Raw genomic sequence first — 18,687 nt, forward strand, 5'->3', positions numbered from 1 at the left:
GGGTCCTTACCGTTCGTCGTGGTCGTCGCTGTCGCCGCGCGCGGCGTCTTCGAGTTCGCTGAGCACCTGCTCCTCCACCAGGTCGGCCAGGGCGGCGACCGTGCGGTGGACCAGGACGTCGCGGGGGGTGAGGCTCACGCCGAAGGCGTCGTTGGCCCGCGACACGATGTGCAGGGCCCGCAGGGAGTCACCACCGAGCCGGAGGTAGTCGTCCTCGGCTCCCACCGCCGTGTGCAGGACTTCCTCCCAGATGTCGGCGAGGACCTCCTCGGTGGGGGTGCGGGGCGCGACGCGGCCGGGCGTCTCCTCCAGGTCCGCGGGGGGCGCGGGCAGGGCGGCCCGGTCGGTCTTGCCGTTGTCGGTGAGCGGGAAGCGCTCCATGACGACGAACGCGGACGGCACCATCGGACCGGGCAGCGAGCTCGCGGCCAGGGCCCGCAGTTCCGCTGCCGCGGGCGGCTCGGCGCCCGGTGCGGCGAGGAGGTGGGCGACCAGGCGCGGCAGGTCCTGCTCGTCCTCGCGTACGGTCACCACGGCGTCCAGGACGGCGGGGTGACGGGTGAGGACCGTCTCGACCTCGCCCGCCTCGATGCGGTGTCCGCGCAGCTTGAGCTGGTGGTCGGTGCGGCCCAGGTAGTGCAGTTCACCGTGTGCGTCACGGCGTACGAGGTCTCCCGTGCGGTACATGCGGGTGCCGGGAGAGCCGAAGGGGTCGGCCGTGAAGCGGGACGCGGTCAGGGCTGGCCGGTCGAGGTAGCCGCGGGCCAGGGACGGGCCGCTGAGCCACAGTTCACCGGCCACACCGTCGGGCACGGGACGCAGCCGTGCGTCGAGCACATAGGTACCGGTGTACGGCAGCCTCCTGCCGATGGGTGGGGCCGTGCCGTCCGGTTCCAGTGGGTCCGACCAGGTGGCGACGACGGTGGCTTCGGTGGGCCCGTAGGAGTTGACCAGACGGTGGTGCGGCGCCCAGCGGGCGACCAACTCCGCACCGCACGCGTCCGCTCCGACCGTCAGCGTCTTCAGGTCGGGCAGGGTGCCGGGGGTCTCCGGCGGCAGGGTGGCGAGCGCCGCGGGCGGCAGCAGGGTGTGCGTGATGCGCTCCGCGCGCAGCACCTCCGCCAGTTCCGCGCCGAGCAGCGGGCCGGACGGGGGCACGACCAGGCTCGCGCCCTGCGGCAGCGACATGCACAGTTCGAGGACCGAGGCGTCGAAGCTGGGCGTGGCGAAGACCAGGACACGGTCACCCGCACTCACCTGGTAGTGGGCGGCCTCGGCTGCGGCGAAGCCCGCGATCCCCCGGTGGGTGACCACCACGCCCTTCGGCGTGCCCGTCGAACCCGAGGTATAGATCACGTACGCGGGATCATCCAGGCGCAGCGGACGCACACGGTCGGCGTCCGTGGGCCGATGCCCCGGCTCGTCGGCAGGTACCTCGGTGAGCAGATCACGGACAGCCGCCGCGTCCAACGTCACGGCGGGTGCGGCGTCCCGCAGCATCAAGGCGATCCTGTCCGCCGGGTACCCGGGGTCGACCGGCAGGAACGCGGCACCCGCCTTGGTGACCGCGAGCTGCTCGAGGATCGTCTCCGCCGAGCGCGGCAGGGTCAGGGCCACGAGATCTCCGGGTCCCACGCCCCGCGCGATGAGCCGGTGTGCGAGGACGTTCGCCCGCGCCTCCAACTCCGCGAACGTCAGCGACAAGCCGGGCGCGACGAGGGCCACGGCGTCCGGCGTACGGTCCACCGCCGCCTCGACCAGCACCGGCAGAGCCACCGGCGCGACGGCCTCGACTCCCGGGCGGGGCGGGCCCGCGAGCAGACGGCTCCGCTCCGCGGGCGGCAGGGTGTCCACGGCGTCGAGACGCGTGGACTCCGTCGCCCCCGCCAGCGCGTGCAGCGTGTGCAGGAGCTGGTCGGTCAGGGAGCGGGCCGTGGACGCCTCGAAGTAGCGGGGGTCGTAGCCGAGTTCGACGGAGAGGCGCTCGCCGGGGGAGATCACCACCGTGATCGGGTAGTTGGTGGCTTCGCGGGCCTCCAGGTCGCGCATCTGTACGCCGTGGGCGCCCGCGGTGCTGTCGTCCACCGGGTAGTTCTCGAAGACGAGCAGGCTGTCGAACAGGGGTGTCCCGGCGGGCAGGTCGCTGAAGGTGTGCAGCCGGGTCAGCGGTACGTGGCCGAAGCGGCGGTCGTCGGCCCGCGCGGCCTGCGTCCGGCGCAGCCAGGCGTCGCACGTCTCGCCGCCGTCCACGGTGGCCCTCGCGGGCAGCGTGGTGATGAAGAGGCCGGTGATGGTGTCGGCGCCGGGCAGGTCCGAGGGGCGGCCGGAGACGGTGGTGCCGTAGCACACCTCGCTCTCGCCGCTCCACCGGGACAGGAGCAGCCCCCAGGCACCCTCCACCACGGTGTTGAGGGTCAGCCGGTGCCTGCGGGCGAACTCCTGGAGCCGCCGGGTGGAGTCCTCGCCGAGCCGCTGCGACAGCCAGGTGCCCGAGGAGGCCGGGGCACCGAGGGCGGGCCTGCGGTCGTAGGGCAGGGCCGTGGGAGCGGTGAGTCCGGCGAGTGCGGCGCGCCAGTGCTCCTCGGCGCGGACGGTGTCACGGCCGGCGAACCAGGCCGCGTAGTCCGCGAACGGGCGGCGGTCCGGAAGGCGCGGCTCCGCCCCCGCGGCGAGCGCGGCGTGGCAGGCCACGACGTCCGACAGGACGTGGAAGACGCTCCAGCCGTCGAGCAGGACGTGGTGGAAGGTCCACACCACCCGCACCTCGTCGGGGGCGGTCCTGATCAGGGTGACGCGCAGCAGGGGAACCCCGTCGAGGGCGATGCCCCTGGCCTTGTCCTCGGCGAGCAGCCGCTCCAGTTCCGCGGTGCGCCGCTCGGTCGTCAGGGCGCTCCAGTCGTGCTCGGTGACCGGCAGGGCCGCGGTGCGGTGCACGGCCTGGAGCGGTAGGGGTACGCCGCTCAGGACCACGGCGGTGCGCAGCACGGGGGTGCGGTCGACGACGTGCTGCCAGGCGGCGGCCAGGACGCCGGTGTCGCGCACCCCGTCCATCACGAACGTGACCTGCTCGGTGTACACGCCGCCCGCGGGCTCGTCCATGCCGTGGACGACCATGCCGGACTGGGTGGGGGTGAGCGGGTAGAGGTCCACGATGTCGCGCCCGCTGCCCACGAGGCGGTCGACGGCCTCCTGGTCGAGGGGGGCCAGCGGGAAGTCCGAGGGGGTGCGGCCCCCGGCGCCGGGTTCGGCGCAGTGCCGCACGATCGCCCGCAGCTCCTCGGTCAGCTCGGCGGCGAGGCGGTCGACGGTGTCACGCCGGTACACCTCGCGCGAGTACGCCCAGGTGAACTCCAGGCGCTTGTCGGTGACACGGCCGAGTACGTCGATGAGGTGCGGGCGCTCCGCGGCCAGGTCCATGCCGCCGACGAGCCCGCCGTGGGGTGCGTGCAGCAGGCCGCCCGTGGGGGCGTTGCCGTCCTGCTGCCCGAGGTAGTTGAAGCCGAGCTGCGGCAGCCCGGGCAGCCGGTCCCCCGCCGTGGCGTGCAGATGGCGCAGGGCGCCGTACCCGAGACCACCGCCCGGCACGGCGCGCAGGCTCTCCTTGGCGGACTTCAGGGCGGAGCCGGTGTCCGCCTGCCGGGGCACGTCGAGGACGACGGGGTACACGCTGGTGAACCAGCCGACCGTACGGGACAGGTCGACGCCGTCGAACAGTTCCTCACGGCCGTGGCCCTCCAGGGTGACCGCCACCCGGTCCCGTCCTGTCCAGCGCGCCACGACCCGGCCGAGGGCGCAGAGCAGGACGTCGTTGACGCGGGTGCGGTAGGCGTCGGGCACGTCCTGGAGCAGCCTGCGGGTGTCCTCCCGGTCGAGGCGGACCGTGACCGTCTCCTCGTGGGCAGCGGTGTTGGCTCCCGGCAGGTCGGTGGGCAGCGCGCCGCCCTGGGCGGCGGACTGCCAGTGGGCGAGTTCGTCGTCGAAGCCGCCGCCCGCGGTGTGGTCGGTGAGGCGGTGCGCCCACGCCCGGAAGGACGTGGTCTTGGCCCCGAGGTCCACGCGGTGACCGTCGCGCAGCGCGCGGTAGGCGGTGTCGAGGTCCTCCAGGAGCACGTGCCACGACACGGCGTCGACGGCCAGGTGGTGGGCGGCCAGGACCAGTACGGGCCTGCCGTCGCCGCCGGGGCGGCACAGCGCGGCCCTGAACAGCGGGGCCGCGGACAGGTCGAACCCGCCGCCGAGGCGCTCGGCGAGCTCGCGCAGTGCCGCGTCGGTGCCCGCCGGGCCGGACGGCGGCAGGTCGAGCACCTCCAGGCGTGCCGGTCCTTCGGGGGCGGTGACGTGCTGGTGCCAGCGCCCCTCGGTGTCCTTCTCGAAGCGCAGGCGCAGGGCGTCGTGGTGTTCGAGGACGGCCGTCAGCGCGTCGCGCAGCAGCGTCTCGTCGGTGTCGGAGGCCAGCTGGTGGGAGATCGTCTGGGTGAGGTGCGCGGGGTCGCCGCTGAGGGTGTCGAACAGGTAGTGCTGTACTGGTGTCAGCGGTGTCTCGCCGACGACCGGGCCCTGTTCGGCGCGGACCGCCGTGGCGGGCAGGTCCTCGGCCGCCGCGGCCAGCTCCGCGACCGTCTGGTGCTTGAACAGGTGCCGCGGGGTGAGGTTCAGGCCGGCCCTGCGGGCGGCGGAGACGATCTGGATGCCGAGGATGGAGTCGCCGCCGAGGGTGAAGTAGTTGTCGCGTACGCCCACGTCGGGCACGCGGAGCACCTCGGACCAGATGGTGGCGAGCGTCTTCTCGGCTCCGGTGCGTGGCGCGTCCTCCCCGTCGCCGGTGCCGCCGGTGGGCCACTCCGGTTCAGGCAGCGCGCCGCGGTCCAGCTTGCCGGTGGCGCCGAGCGGCAGCCGCGCGAGGGGCATCACCACGGACGGCACCAGGTGCTCGGGCAGCGTCCGTGCGAGGAAGGCGCGCAGCTCGGCGGAGTCCGGCACGTCGGCGCCTTCGGGGACCGCGTAGGCCACGAGGCGGTGGTGGCCCTCGTGTTCGACCACCCGGGCGGCGGCCGCGGACACCTGCGGGTGCCGGGCGACGGCGGATTCCACCTCGCCCAGCTCGATGCGGAAGCCCCGCAGTTTCACCTGGTGGTCGGTGCGGCCCAGGTAGTGCAGTTCACCGTGTGCGTCACGGCGTACGAGGTCTCCCGTGCGGTACATGCGGGTGCCGGGCGGCCCGAAGGGGTCGGCGGTGAAGCGGGACGCGGTCAGGGCTGGCCGGTCGAGGTAGCCGCGGGCCAGGGACGGGCCGCTGAGCCACAGTTCGCCGGGTACGCCGTCGGGGACCGGCCGCAGCTGTGCGTCGAGCACATAGGTGCCGGTGTGCGGCAGCCTCCTGCCGATGGGCGGCGCGGCATCGTCCGGTTCCAGTGGGTCCGACCAGGTGGCGACGACGGTGGCTTCGGTGGGCCCGTAGGAGTTGACCAGACGGTGATGCGGCGCCCAGCGGGCGACCAACTCCGCACCGCACGCGTCCGCTCCGACTGTCAGGGTCTTCAGGTCGGGCAGGGTGCCGGGCGTGTCCGATGGCAGCGTGGCCAGTGCGGCGGGCGGCAGGAGCGTGTGGGTGACGCGCCCAGCACGCAGCACCTCCGCCAGCTCGGCGCCGAGCAGCGGGCCGGGCGGAGGCACGACCAGGCTCGCGCCCTGCGGCAGCGACATGCACAGTTCGAGCACGGAGGCGTCGAAGCTGGGCGTGGCGAACGCCAGGACGCGGTCGCCGGGGCCCACTTGGTAGTGGGCGGCCTCGGCGGCGGCGAAACCGGCGATCCCCCGGTGGGTGACCACGACGCCCTTCGGCGTGCCCGTCGAACCCGAGGTGTAGATCACGTACGCGGGATCATCGAGCCGCAGTGGACGCACACGGTCGGCGTCCGTGGGCCGATGCCCCGGCTCGTCGGCAGGTACGCCGACGAGTACTCCGCCCACCTCCTCGGCGCCCCACGTCACTGCGGGCGCCGCGTCCCGCAGCATCAGCGCGATCCGCTCCTGCGGATATCCGGGGTCGACCGGCAGGAACGCCGCGCCCGCCTTGGTGACCGCCACCTGGGCGAGGAACATCTCCGCCGAGCGCGGCAGGGTCAGGGCGACCAGGTCACCAGGGCCCACGCCCCGCGCGATGAGCCGGTGCGCGAGGACGTTCGCCCGCGCCTCCAACTCCGCGAACGTCAGGGACAAGCCGGGCGCGTCAAGAGCCACGGCGTCCGGCGTACGGTCCACCGCCGCCTCGACCAGCACCGGCAGAGCGACCGGCGCGACGGCCTCGCCCCCCGGACGGGGCGGGCTTGCCAGCAGACGGCTCCGCTCCGCGGGCGGCAGGACGTCGACGGCGTCGATACGCGTGGCGTCCGTCGCCTCCGCCAGCGCGTGCAGGGTGTGCAGGAGCTGGTCCGCGAGAGAACGGGCCGTGGACTCCTCGAAGTAGTGCGGGTCGAAGCCGAGTTCGACGGTGAGTTGCTCGCCGGGGGAGATCATCACGGTGAGCGGGTAGTTGGTCGGCTCCAGATCGCGTTCCTGCTCGATGGCGAGGCCGTGCCGGGCCAGGGCGTCCGCGTCGAACGGGTAGTTCTCGAACACCACGATGCTGTCGAACAGGGTGGTGCCGCCGGGGATGTCGCTCCAGGTCTGCAACTGGGCGAGGGAGACGAAGTCGTGGCGCCGGGACTCCGACTGGGCGGCCTGGAGGTCGCCGAGCCACTCCAGGAGGCGCCGCTGCCCGTCGACGCGCGCCCGGGTCGGCAGCGTGTTGATGAACAGGCCGACCATGGAGGTCACCCCGGGCAGGTCGGCCGGCCGGCCGGAGACGGTCGTGCCGAACACCACGTCGTCACCGCCGCCGTAGCGGGAGAGGAGCAGCGCCCAGGCGCCCTGAAGCATGGTGTTGACGGTCAGGCCCGCCTGCTGCGCGGTCTCCCGCAGCCGCGCCGACACACCGCCGTCGAGCAGCACCCGGACCGCGCCGGACGAGGACGCCCGGTGCGCCTCGGCCGGCCACCGGTCCCGGGGCAGCGCCGTGGGAGTGGAGAACCCGGCGAGCGCGGAGCGCCAGTACTGCTCGGCACGCTCGGTGTCCTGGCCTGCCAGCCAGCCCAGATAGTCGGCGAAGGCCGCACGTCGGGGAACCTCGGGCCCGCGTCCCGCGGTCAGGGCCGCGTAGCGCTCGCACACCTCGTCGAAGACCTGGGCGGCGCTCCACCCGTCGAGCAGGACGTGGTGGAACGTCCACACCATGCGCACACGGTCCGGTGCGAGCCGGATGAGGGTGAGCCGCATCAGCGGTGCCGTGCCGAGGTCGAGGCCCGCGGCGCGGTCGGCGGCGAGCAGGCGGTCCATCTCCTGCTCGCTGCGCTCGGCGGACCAGGTGGTCCAGTCGTGGTGGGTGACGGGCACGGTGGCCCGCCGCTGCACGACCTGGAGGGGTTCGGCGGTCTCCTGCCACTCCAGGCGGGTGCGCAGGACCGGGTTGGCGTCCGCGGTGTGCTGCCACGCCTCGGCCAGGGCGTACGGGTCCGTGACACCGCGCAGCACCAGTTGCACCTGGTTGACGTAGGTGCGGCCGTCCGGGTCGAGGAGGCTGTGGAACAGCATGCCCGCCTGCATCGGCGTCAGCGGGTAGAGGTCGGCGACGGTGCGGCCGTCCCCCACGACCCGGTCGACGGCCGACTGGTCCAAGCGGGCCAGCGGGAAGTCCGAGGGGGTCCTGCCGCCCGCGTCCGGGCGGGCGCAGTGGGCGACGACGCCTTCCAGTGCCTCGATCATGCCGGACGCGAGGCCCGCGACGGTCTCCTCGCGGTGCAGTCGGTGGCTGTAGTACCAGGTGATCTCCAGCTGGCCGTCCTCGACGCGGGCCACCACGTCGAAGAGGTGCGGGCGCACCCCCTCGGGGGCCTCGGCGCCGTCGAGCCCACCGGGCACGGAGCGCACGAGCGCGCCCTCGTCGCCGCTGCCGCCGGACCAGCCGAACCGGCCCAGGTAGTTGAAGCTGACGGCGGCCGATGGCGGGCTGTCGAGCGGGGAGTCGTCGGCGAGGTGCCGCAGCGCGCCGTAGCCGATGCCCCGGTCGGGGACCGAGCGCAGCTGCTCCTTCACGGCCTTCAGGGCGGTGCCCCAGTCGCCGTCGGGCACGTCGAGCGCGACCGGGTACAGAGAGGTGAACCAGCCGACTGTGCGCGACAGGTCGATGTCGTCGAACAGCTGGTCCTCACGGCCGTGCCCCTCCAGGTCGACAGCGACGGTCCGCCGCCCCGCCCACCCGGCGAGTACCCGGCCGAGGGCGGTGAGCAGCACGTCGTCGATCCGGGTGCGGTAGGTGCCGGGTACCTCGCGCAGCAGCGCGTCGGTGCGTCGCCGGTCGAGTCGTACGGTGACCTCGCGGACGTCGGCCATGGTGTTGCCGTCGTCGCCCTCGCCGTGGACGGGCTCCACGGGCAGCGGTGCGGCGCAGTGCCGTGAGACGTCCTGCCAGTACGCGCGCTGCCCGGCGAAGCCACCGGCGCCGGTGTGCGCACGCAGCCGGCGCGCCCACTCCTGGACGGAGGTGGTGCGCTCGGCGAGACGCACCTGTTCACCGGCGCGCGCCTGCCGGTAGGCGGTGTCCAGGTCCTCCAGGAGCACGCGCCAGGAGACGCCGTCGACCACCAGGTGGTGCACCGTGAGGAGCAGCCGTGTACGGGGTCCGGTGAACAGGCGGGCGGCGAGGAGCGGCCCGGTGTCGAGGCGGAAGGCGGCGTGCGCCTCGGCCGTGAGGCGGGACTCGGCGGTTTCGGCGTCCGCCGGGGTCAGGCCGGACAGGTCGTGGACCGCGAGCAGTTCGGGTGCTGGCGCCCCGGCGTCGGCGCACGTCTGCCGCCACGCGCCGTCGTCCTGCCGGTGGAAGCGGGAGCGCAGGGCGTCGTGATGGGCCCACAGCGCGGCGAGCGCGCCGCGCAGGGCATCGGGGTCGACGTCGTCGGCCGTCTCCACGACGACGGACTGGTTGAAGAACTCGGGGCGGCGCGGCGCCGCGTCGAGGAACCAGTGCTGGATGGGGGTGAGCGCGACGTCCCCGGCCACCGGGTCCGTACCGGCGACGGGTGCGGCGGTGCCCGAGGCGGCCGCGAGGGCGGCGACGGTGGGGTGCCGGAACAGGTCGCGCGGGGTGAGGGCGAGGCCCGCGGCGCGGGCGCGCGAGACGACCTGGATGCTGAGGATCGAGTCGCCGCCCAGCATGAAGAAGTGGTCGTCGGCGCCGACGCGTGCCACACCGAGCAGCTCCGCCCAGATCTCGCTGAGGATCTGTTCGGCCCCGGCGCGCGGGGCCCGGTAGGCGGTCTCACCCGGCGCCGCCCAGTCGGGCTCGGGCAGCCTGCGCCGGTCCACCTTGCCGTTGGCCGTCAGGGGCAGCTCCGGCACGGTGACGAAGGCGGCGGGCAGCATGTAGTCGGGCAGGTCCGCCGCGAGCAGGGCGCGCAGCTCGGCGGCGGCCGGGGCCGCCGTGCCCGGGGCCGGTACGAGGTGGGCGGCGAGGCGTTTGCGGCCGTCCTGCTCGTACAGGGACACGACCGCTTCGGCGACGTCGGGGTGTGCCGTGAGCCGGGCCTCGATCTCGGCGGGCTCGACACGGAAGCCACGGATCTTGATCTGGTCGTCCGCGCGTCCCACGAAGTGCAGTTCGCCGTCGCCGCTCCAGCGCACGATGTCGCCGGTGCGGTACATGCGGGTGCCGGGCGGGCCGAACGGGTCGGCGAGATAGCGCCCCGCGGTGGCGCCGGGCAGCCCCGCGTAACCGCGGGCGAGACCGGCGCCCGCGACGTACAACTCGCCGGGAATACCCGGTGGTTGGGGTTCCAGGGCCTCGTCGAGGACGTATACGCGGGTGTTGTCGAGGGGCCGCCCGATGGGGAGCACCGCGGGCAGCGGGTCACCGGCGCGGAAGGGGCGGCGGGTGGCGAACGTGGTGGTCTCGGTGGGGCCGTAGCCGTCGACGACGGTCAGGCCGGGGCAGGCGTCGAGGACCCGCGCGACCACCGCGCCCGGCACGGCCTCGCCGCCGGTCCACACCTCGGTGGCGCCGCGCAGGCAGGTCGGGTCCTCCTGGGCGAGGAGCCGGAAGAGCCCGGCCGTCAGCCACAGGCACCGCACGCCCCGCTCGGTGATCGCGTGGCGCACACCGGCGGCGTCGAGGTCCTCCGGCGGCGCGAGCACGGCCGTACCGCCGTGCAGCAGCGGCACCCACAGCTCGTACGTCGAGGCGTCGAAGGCGTGCGGGGAGTGCACGAGGACCCGCTCGTGCCCGGCGAACGCCCGGTCGAGGGCGAGCGCGGCGACGTCCCGGTGGCGCACGGCGACGCCCTTGGGGACGCCGGTGGAGCCCGAGGTGAACATCAGGTACTGGACGTTGTCGGGGTGCACGAAGGGGATGTCGGGCACCGCGGACGCCCCTCCCTCGGGAACCCCGTCCGCCGCACCGCCGGAACCGTCGTCCACGTCCACGTCGGCGTCGACGCGCAACACGGTCCCGTCGGGCAGCACGTCCCGCGCGCGCTCCTGCCGGTGGGCGTCGGTGAGCAGCAGTTCCGCGCCCACGTCGGCGAGCAGGTGCCGCAGCCGCTCCTTCGGTGCCCTGCCGTCCAGCGGTACGTAGACACCGCCGGTGCGGGCGAGGGCGAGCTGGACGACGACGAGGGCGACGGAGCGGTCCATCAGGACGCCGACCGGGACCTCCGCGGTGACTCCGAGCGCGGTGAGCCGGCTGGCGAGGGCCGTGGACCGGTCGTCGAGGTCGCCGTAGGTGAGCCGTTCGTCCCCGGCGTCGAGGGCGGGGGCGTCGGGTGTGCGCCGCGCCTGGGCGGCGAACAGGTCCGCCGCGGTGACGTCCGGGGTGTGCGCGGCGGTCGCGTTCCAGGTGTCGAGCACCTGGTGGCGGCGGGTGGGCGTGAGCAGGGGCAGCCGCGCGGGCGCGCGGTCCCGCCCGGTCGTCATGCCCTCCAGGAGGACCGTCAGGTACTCGGCCATCCGCGCGACGGTGGCGGCGTCGAACAGCTCGGGGTCGTACCCGACTCTCAGGGTCAGTTCCCGACCCGGGTAGGCCACCAGGCTGAGCGGGTAGTTGGTGGTCTCGATGCCCTCGAGTCCGCTCAGGCGCAGCCCGTGGGCGGCGGCCAGGTCGTCGTCGACCGGGTAGTTCTCGAAGACGACGATGCTGTCGAACAGGGCCGCGCGCTCCGGGAGTCCGGTGAGGGCCTTCAGCCGCGTGAGCGCCACGTGGTCGAAGCGGCGGTCCTCGCTCTGGTCGCGCTGGAGGTCGCGCAGCCAGTCGATGAGGGTGCCCTCGCGCGCCACGGTCACCCGGGTGGGCAGGGTCGCGATGAACAGCCCGGTCATGTCCTCGGCGCCGGGCAGCTCGGGCGGACGCCCCGACACGGTGGTGCCGAAGACGACGTCCGCCCGGCCCGCCTGCCGGCTCAGGAGCAGCGCCCAGGCGCCTTGGACGAGGGTGTTGAGGGTCAGGCCCGCCGTTCTCGCCAGGCTTTCGAGCGCTCGGCTCGTGGCCTCGGGCACGGTGACGCGGACGGCGTCCGTGGACTCGGCGTGGTGGCTCTCGCGCGGCTCGCGGTCGTAGGGCAGCGCGGTGGTCTCGCTCAGCGGGGCGAGGCGTTCCCGCCAGTGGTGTTCGGCCTCGGCCCGGTCGCGTTCGCGCAGCCAGGCCACGTAGTCGCGGTACGGGCGCCGGTCGGGCAGTTCGCCCGGGGTGGCGTCGGCGTCCGGCGCCGCGGTGAGGCGGGCGTGGGAGGCGAAGACGTCGGACAGGACCTGGAACAGGCTCCAGCCGTCGAGGATCAGGTGGTGGAAGGACCACACCACGCGCACGGAGGTGTCGGAGAGCCGGGCGAGGGCCAGGCGCTGGAGCGGGGCCGGTGTCAGGTCGACGCCGCGCCCGCGGTCCCGGTCGAGGAGGTCCCGCAGCACCGCGTCGCGCTCGTCGTCGCCGAGGTCCCGCCAGTCGAGGTGGGTGACGGGGACGGCGGCGTGCCGCCGCACGACGAAGAGCGGCTCGGGTACGTCCTGCCACACGACGTGGCCGCGGAGCACCGGAATGCGGTCCGTGACCTGCTGCCAGGCCGCCGCGAACACATCGGGGTCGGTCACGCCGTCCAGGACGAACGACAGCTGCTGGAAGTACACGCGCCGGTCGTTCTGCGACAGGCCGTGGAAGAGCATCCCCGCCTGGGTGGGCGTGAGCGGGTGGACATCCTCCACCGCCCCCGGGTCGTCGCCGGTGATGCGGTCCACGGCAGCCTGGTCGAGCGCGGCCAGCGGGAAGTCCGACGGTGTCCGGCCGCCCGCGCCGGGGGTGGCGGCGTGCCGGGCGATGCCGGTCAGGGCGTCGGCGAACCGCCCCGCGAGGCCGGTGACGGTGGACTCCTGGTGCAGTTCGGCGGAGTAGAACCAGGTGAACTCCAGCTCCTCGCCCACCAGTTGGCCCACCACTTCGAGGGCGTGGGGGCGGGTGGAGAGCGGATCGGCGTCCAGCTCGAGGGGGCGGAACGTGTCGCCGTACAGGCCGTCGGACGTGCCACCGGCGCTGAACCGGCCCAGGTAGTTGAAGCTGACCTGCGCGCGGGGCGCCGTCGTCGGCGCGCCGTTCCCGGTCAGGTACCGCAGGACGTCGTGGCCGAGGCCGTGCCGGGGCACCGCGCGGAGCTGTTCCTTGACCTGCTTGAGCACGGCGTCCCACGCGGCGTCCGGCGGGACGGCGAGGGCGACGGGGTGGCGGGTGGTGAACCAGCCGACGGTACGGCTGGTGTCGACGTCCGCGAACAGTTCCTCGCGGCCGTGCCCCTCGACGTCCACGAGCACGCGCTCGTGGCCGGTCCACGCGCATAGCACCCTGCCGAGAGCGCTCAGGAGCACGTCGTTGGCCCGGGTGCGGTAGGTGTCCGGGAGCGTGCGCAGCAGGGCTGAGGTGTCGTCGGCGTTCAGGCGTACGGTCACCGAGCGCGCCGAGGCGTAGGTGTTGGCGCCCGTGCGGTCCCGCGGCAGGTCGCCGGCGGCGCCCGCGGTGGCCCCGGTCCAGTACGCCGCCTCGCCGTCGAAGCCGCCCCCGGCGGCCAGGTCGGTCAGGCGCCGGGCCCAGTGCCGCAGCGGCGAGGACTTGGCGGGCAGCGCCTCCGTGCCCTCGCGGCCGTCGCGGCGGGCCCGGTAGGCCCGTTCCAGGTCCTCCAGGAGGACGCGCCAGGAGACGCCGTCGACCACGAGGTGGTGGACGGCCAGGTGCAGGACGGCGGGCAGGTCGTCGCCGCGGTCGTGCAGGACGGCGCGGAGCAGCAGGCCGTGGTCCAGGTCGAAGGGGCCCAGGTGGGGCATGTCGGTGCCGGGCCCTGTGTGGCGGGCGAGGCGCAGCCGCGGCTGGCGTTCCTCGATGCGCCATCCGGCGCCTTCGGGCTGCCCGTCGCCGCGGGGGAAGCGGGAGCGCAGGGCGTCGTGGTGGGCGACGACGTCGTTGAGCGCGTGCTCCAGGGCCGTCGCGTCGACGGTGCCCGCCAGCTCCGTGGACAGGGTCTGCGCGAAGTGGCCCGCCCGTTCGCCCGCGCTGTCGAACAGCCAGCGCTGGATGGGCGTCAGCGGTGCCGTGCCGGTGGCGGGCACGACGGCGGGTGCCGTGGTGTCGCGGCGTCCGGAGGCGTCGGCGCAGCGGGCGAGTGCGGCGACCGTCTGGTGCCGGTACACGTCGCGGGAGGTCACCGTGAGCCCCGCCTGCCGGGACTGGGCCACCACTTGGATGCTGAGGATGGAGTCCCCGCCGAGGGCGAAGAAGTTGTCGTCGGCGCCGACCCGCTCCACGTGCAGGACCTGCGCCCAGATGGCGGCAAGGGTTCGCTCGGTGGGAGTGCGGGGCTCGACGTGGCGTGTGGTGGGCCCGGTGGGCGCCGGTGCCGGGAGGCGGCCCCGGTCCAGCTTGCCGTTGGGGTTCAGCGGCAGCGCGGGCAGCACCACGACGACGGCGGGGACCAGGTAGTCGGGCAGGGCGCGACCCAGCGTCCTGCGCACCGCCTCCGGTTCGGGGCGCGCTCCCGCGGCCGGGACGACATAGCCGACCAGGCGCCGGTGGCCCTCGCTCTCCACGACGGTGGCGGCGCTCTGCGCCACGCCCGCGCAGCCGCGCAGCGCCTCCTCGACCTCGCCGAGCTCTATGCGGAAGCCACGCACCTTGACCTGCTGGTCGGTCCGGCCGAGGTACTCCAGTTCACCGCTCGCGGACCAGCGCACCAGGTCCCCGGTGCGGTACATGCGGTCCCCCGGCAGGCCGAACGGGTCGGCGACGAAGCGGGTGGCGGTCAGGCCGGGGCGGCGCAGGTAGCCGCGTGCGAGGCCGCCGCCGCCCAGGTACAGCTCGCCCGTCACGCCGGGGGGCTGGGGGCGCAGGAGCCGGTCGAGGACGTAGGCGCGGGTACGGGCCACGGGCCTGCCGATGGGCGGGGCCTGGCCGGAGACGTCGGCGCCCGCGAACCAGGCGGTGGCGTAGACGGTGGCCTCGGTGGGGCCGTAGATGTTGGCCACCTCGCAGGACGGCATGGCCGTGCGCAGGTCCCGTACCGTCTGCGCGGGCAGCGCCTCGCCCGCGAGGACGACGGTGTCGGCCTCCAGGTCCGTGCCGCCCGCGCCGAGCAGCCGGGAGACCACGGAGGGCACGCCGCTGAGCAGCCCGGCTCGCTGCGGTCCTTCCGCGTCGGCGAGCGCCGCCAGGTCGGCGACCACCTCGACGCTGCCGCCCGCGAGGAGCGGGCAGAACAGCTCGAAGACGGACACGTCGAAGTTGAGGGAGGTGGAGGCCACGACGTGGGCGAGACCTCGGGGCCCGAACCGCTCCGCCGCCCAGGCGGCGAGCGCGGCGACGGTGCGGTGGGTGACCACGACGCCCTTGGGGCGGCCGGTCGAGCCCGAGGTGTAGATGACGTACGCGGGATGGTCGGGGAGCAGCGGCCGCAGGCGGTCGGCGTCGGTCGGGTCGGCGTCGTACGGGTTCTCCGCGGCCGGCCCCCGGGCGTCGTCGGCCGGGCAGTCCTCGATGAGCAGCGGATCGCAGCCGTCGGGCAGCGCGTGCGCGGTCTCCCGGGTGGCCACGACGAGGGCGGGCTCCGCGTCGTCGAGCATGAAGGAGATGCGCTCGCGCGGGTAGCCGGGGTCCACGGGCAGATATCCCGCGCCGGACTTCAGGACCCCCCACAGGGTGGGCAGGAGGTCGGCGGTGCGGGGCAGGCACAGCGCGACGAGCGTCTCGGGTCCGGCGCCGCGGGCCACGAGGAGTCGGGCGATGCGGTTGGCACGCCGGTTCACCTCGGTGTAGTCGAGGCGGTCGGGTCCCCAGAGCACGGCGGTGCGGTCGGGGGTCGCGGCGACCTGTGCCTCGAACAGCGCGGGCAGCGTGTCGCCGTGCTCCGGGTGCCGGTCCGCGGACGCGGGCGGATTCCAGGCCTCGAGCAGGGTGCTCCGCTCGTCCGCCGACAGGAGCGGCAGCTTGGCCAGGGTCAGGTGCGGGCTCCGCGCCATGCCTTCGAGGAGGCGGTGCAGATGGCCGCTCATGCGGGCGACGGTCTCCGCGGCGAAGAGGTCGGTGTTGTACTCGACCGTCAGTTCGCAGCCGCCGTCCGGGCGCGGGGAGAATTCGAGGACCAGGTCGAAGCGGGCGGCCGGGCGCGGCAGCGGGTGCTCGTCGACGCGGATCCCGCCGTGGTCCCCGGAGTGGTCCCCCGCGGTCTGCTGGACGACGAGGGCCTGCACCAGCGGGGTGCGGCTCGGGTCGCGGAGCGGCGCGAGTTCCTCGACGACGCGGTCGAACGGCACCCCGTCGTGGGCGAAGGCGTCGAGGACGGTCGCGCGCATGCTCTCCACGAAGGCGTCGACGGTCAGGGTGTCGTCCACCTCTTCGCGCAGCACCACGGTGTTGGCGAAGAATCCGGTGACGTCCTCCAGGTCCCGGCGGCCGCGGCCGTTGGTGACGGTGCCGAAGGCCACGTCGCGCTGCCCGGAGTAGCGGGCGAACAGCACGGCCGCCGCCCCGGCGAACAGGGTGAAGACGGTGGTGCCGCGCCCGCCCGCCAGCTGCCGCAACCGGGTGACCAGTTCGGCGGGGAGCGGGTGGCGGTGCGCGGCGCCCGCGGTGGTGCGCACCGCGGGCCGCTGCCTGTCGGTGGGCAGGTCCAGTTGCTGCATGCCCGTCAGGTGCCGCTTCCAGTACGCGAGGTCGCTCGCGTGTCCTTCGCCGGACCGCTCGTGCTCCCACACGGCGAAGTCCGGGTACTGCACGCCGGGCGCGGGCAGCCCGTCCGGCGTGCCGGTGACCTCCGCGCGGTAGAGCGCGGTCAGGTCCCGGGTGAGGATGCCCACCGACCAGCCGTCGGTGACGATGTGGTGCTGGGCGAGCAGGAGCAGATGGTCGTCGTCGGCGCGGTGGACGAGCAGGGCCCGGGTCAGCGGGCCCTTCGCCAGGTCGTAGGGGCGGCTCAGCTCGTCGGTGAGGAGCCGCTCCGCGGCCTCGGCGCGCCGCTCGGCGGGCAGTTCCCGTACGTCGGCGGTGCGCAGCGGCAGCGCGGCGTCGCCGCTCACCCGCTGTACGCCCTGGCCGTCGACGGTGGCGAAGGTGGTGCGCAGCGCGTCGTGGCGTGCGGCGAGGCGGTCGAGGGCGCGGCGCAGTGCCGCCACGTCCGGCTCGCCGCGCAGCCGCAGCGCCACGCCGGTGTTGTACTCGCTGCCGCCGTCGGAGAGGTCGTCGAGGAACCACAGCCGCCGCTGGGCGCTGGACAGGGGCAGCGGCCGGTCGCGCGGGGCGGGCGGGATCGGCTCGGCGGCCACGGCTGCGGCCGGGTCGGTGAGCAGCGGGGCGAGGGTGGCGATGTCGCGGGCAGTGAAGACGTCGCGTACCAGGAGGCGGACGCCCAGTTCGTCGCGGATCCGTGACAGGGTCATCGCGGCGAGGATGGAGTCGCCGCCCAGGTCGAAGAAGTCGTCCCGCACGCCGAGGACGTCGACGCCGAGGACGTCCGCCCAGATGGCGGCGAGTGCCTCCTCCTCGGGGGTACGGGGCAGGACGCGGCCCGGGGCGGGGGTGCGGGTGGGCGCGGGCAGGGCGCGCTGGTCGATCTTGTTCTGCGGGGTGAGCGGGAGTGCGTCCAGGACGACGACGGCGGCGGGCACCATGTGCGCCGGCAGGGAAGCGGCCGCGTGGGCCAGCAACTCCGACGGCTTCGGGGCCTGTTCGGAATGGTCCGGGGTGACGTAGCCGACGAGTCTGCGATGTCCGGGCTCGTCCTCGCGCACCACGACCACGGCTTCACGGACGCCGGTGTGGGTGCGGAGCGCCGCCTCGACCTCGCCGGGTTCGATGCGGAATCCGCGCATCTTCACCTGGCGGTCGACGCGGCCGAGGTACACGAGGTCGCCGTCGGCGGTCCGGCGCGCCCGGTCCCCGGTGCGGTAGAGGCGGGTGCCGGGCGGGCCGAAGGGGTCGGCGACGAAGCGGCCCGCGGTCAGTCCCGGCCTGCCGAGGTAGCCGCGGGCCACGCCGTCGCCGCCCACGTACAGTTCGCCGTCGCCGCCGGGCGGCACCGGGCGCATCTGCGCGTCCAGGACGTGCGCCTGGGTGCCGGGCAGGGGGCCGCCGATCGTCGGGGTGCCGGTCCCCGCGGTCAGGGGCCCGGTCCAGGTCGCGACGATGGTGGCCTCGGTCGGGCCGTAGGAGTTGATCATCCGGCGGCCCGGTGCCCAGCTGTCGACGAGGTGCGCGGGGCAGGCCTCGGCGCCGACGATCAGCGTGCGCAGGTGGGGTGCGCCGCCGGGGCCCGGCGCGGGCAGGGTGGCGAGGGCGGCCGGGGGGATGAGGGTGTGGCTGACGCGGTGCTCGTCCAGGACCGCGGCGAGTTCGTCGCCGAGCCAGGGCCCGTCCGGCGGGACCACGAGGGTGGCGCCCGTCAGGACGGAGACGAACAGTTCGAGCACGGAGGCGTCGAAGCTGGGTGAGGAGAACTGGAGCACGCGGTCGCCCGGGCCCACGGCGTACCGCTCGGCCGCCGCCGCGGCGAACCCCGCGATGCCGCGGTGCGTGACCGTCACACCCTTGGGTCTGCCGGTCGAACCGGAGGTGAAGATGACGTAGGCGGCATGGTCGACACCGACCGCCGCCCCACCGCACACTTCCTCGACGCCCGCACCACTTCCGGCGTGCTCCGCGTCCCCGCCGTACGGGGCCTCCCGCCCCTCGAGCACAGCCCGGACCCGACGCACGTCGTCCAGGACCGCCGCGGGCACGGCGTCGACCAGCATCAGCTCGCGCCGGTCGACGGGGTAGTCGGGGTCCACGGGCAGGAAGGCGGCGCCCGCGCGGGCCACGGCCAGTTCGGCGGCGACGAGTTCCATGGAGCGGGGCAGGACCAGGGCCACGGTCCGCTCGGGACCCGCCCCGCGCCCGCGGAGTTCGCCGGCGAGCCGCTCGGTCCGCTCCGCCAGTTCCCGGTAGGACCACGTCCGTCGGCCGTCGGTCAGCGCGGGCGCATCCGGCGTGCGCGTCACCCACGCGGCGAAGAGTTCGGCGAGCGTCCGGCGCGGTGCCGGAGAGGATGTGTCGTGCGGCTCGGTCATCGGTGCAGTCCTTCGGAGCGGGGACGATGCTGG

Annotated in this window: 1 protein-coding gene; it reads right to left on the reverse strand. The window is 74.6% G+C overall.

Features of this window, described 5'->3' with window-relative positions; genetic code table 11:
• Positions 1–6: 6 nt before the first annotated feature.
• The gene (locus tag ACH4DX_RS15635) at positions 7–18,654 is read right to left on the reverse strand and encodes a non-ribosomal peptide synthase/polyketide synthase (protein WP_398155461.1); all 18,648 of its coding nucleotides are present in this window, start codon (positions 18,652–18,654) and stop codon (positions 7–9) included.
• Positions 18,655–18,687 lie beyond the last annotated feature (33 nt).

It is taken from the genome of Streptomyces sp. NPDC017940, assembly GCF_044328435.1.
In the GTDB taxonomy this organism is placed as follows: Bacteria; Actinomycetota; Actinomycetes; order Streptomycetales; family Streptomycetaceae; genus Streptomyces.

Coding starts and splice junctions, on each gene's coding strand:
- ACH4DX_RS15635 (WP_398155461.1), bottom strand. CDS start 18,654: ATGACCGAGCCGCACGACACATCCTCTCCGGCACCGCGCCGGACGCTC.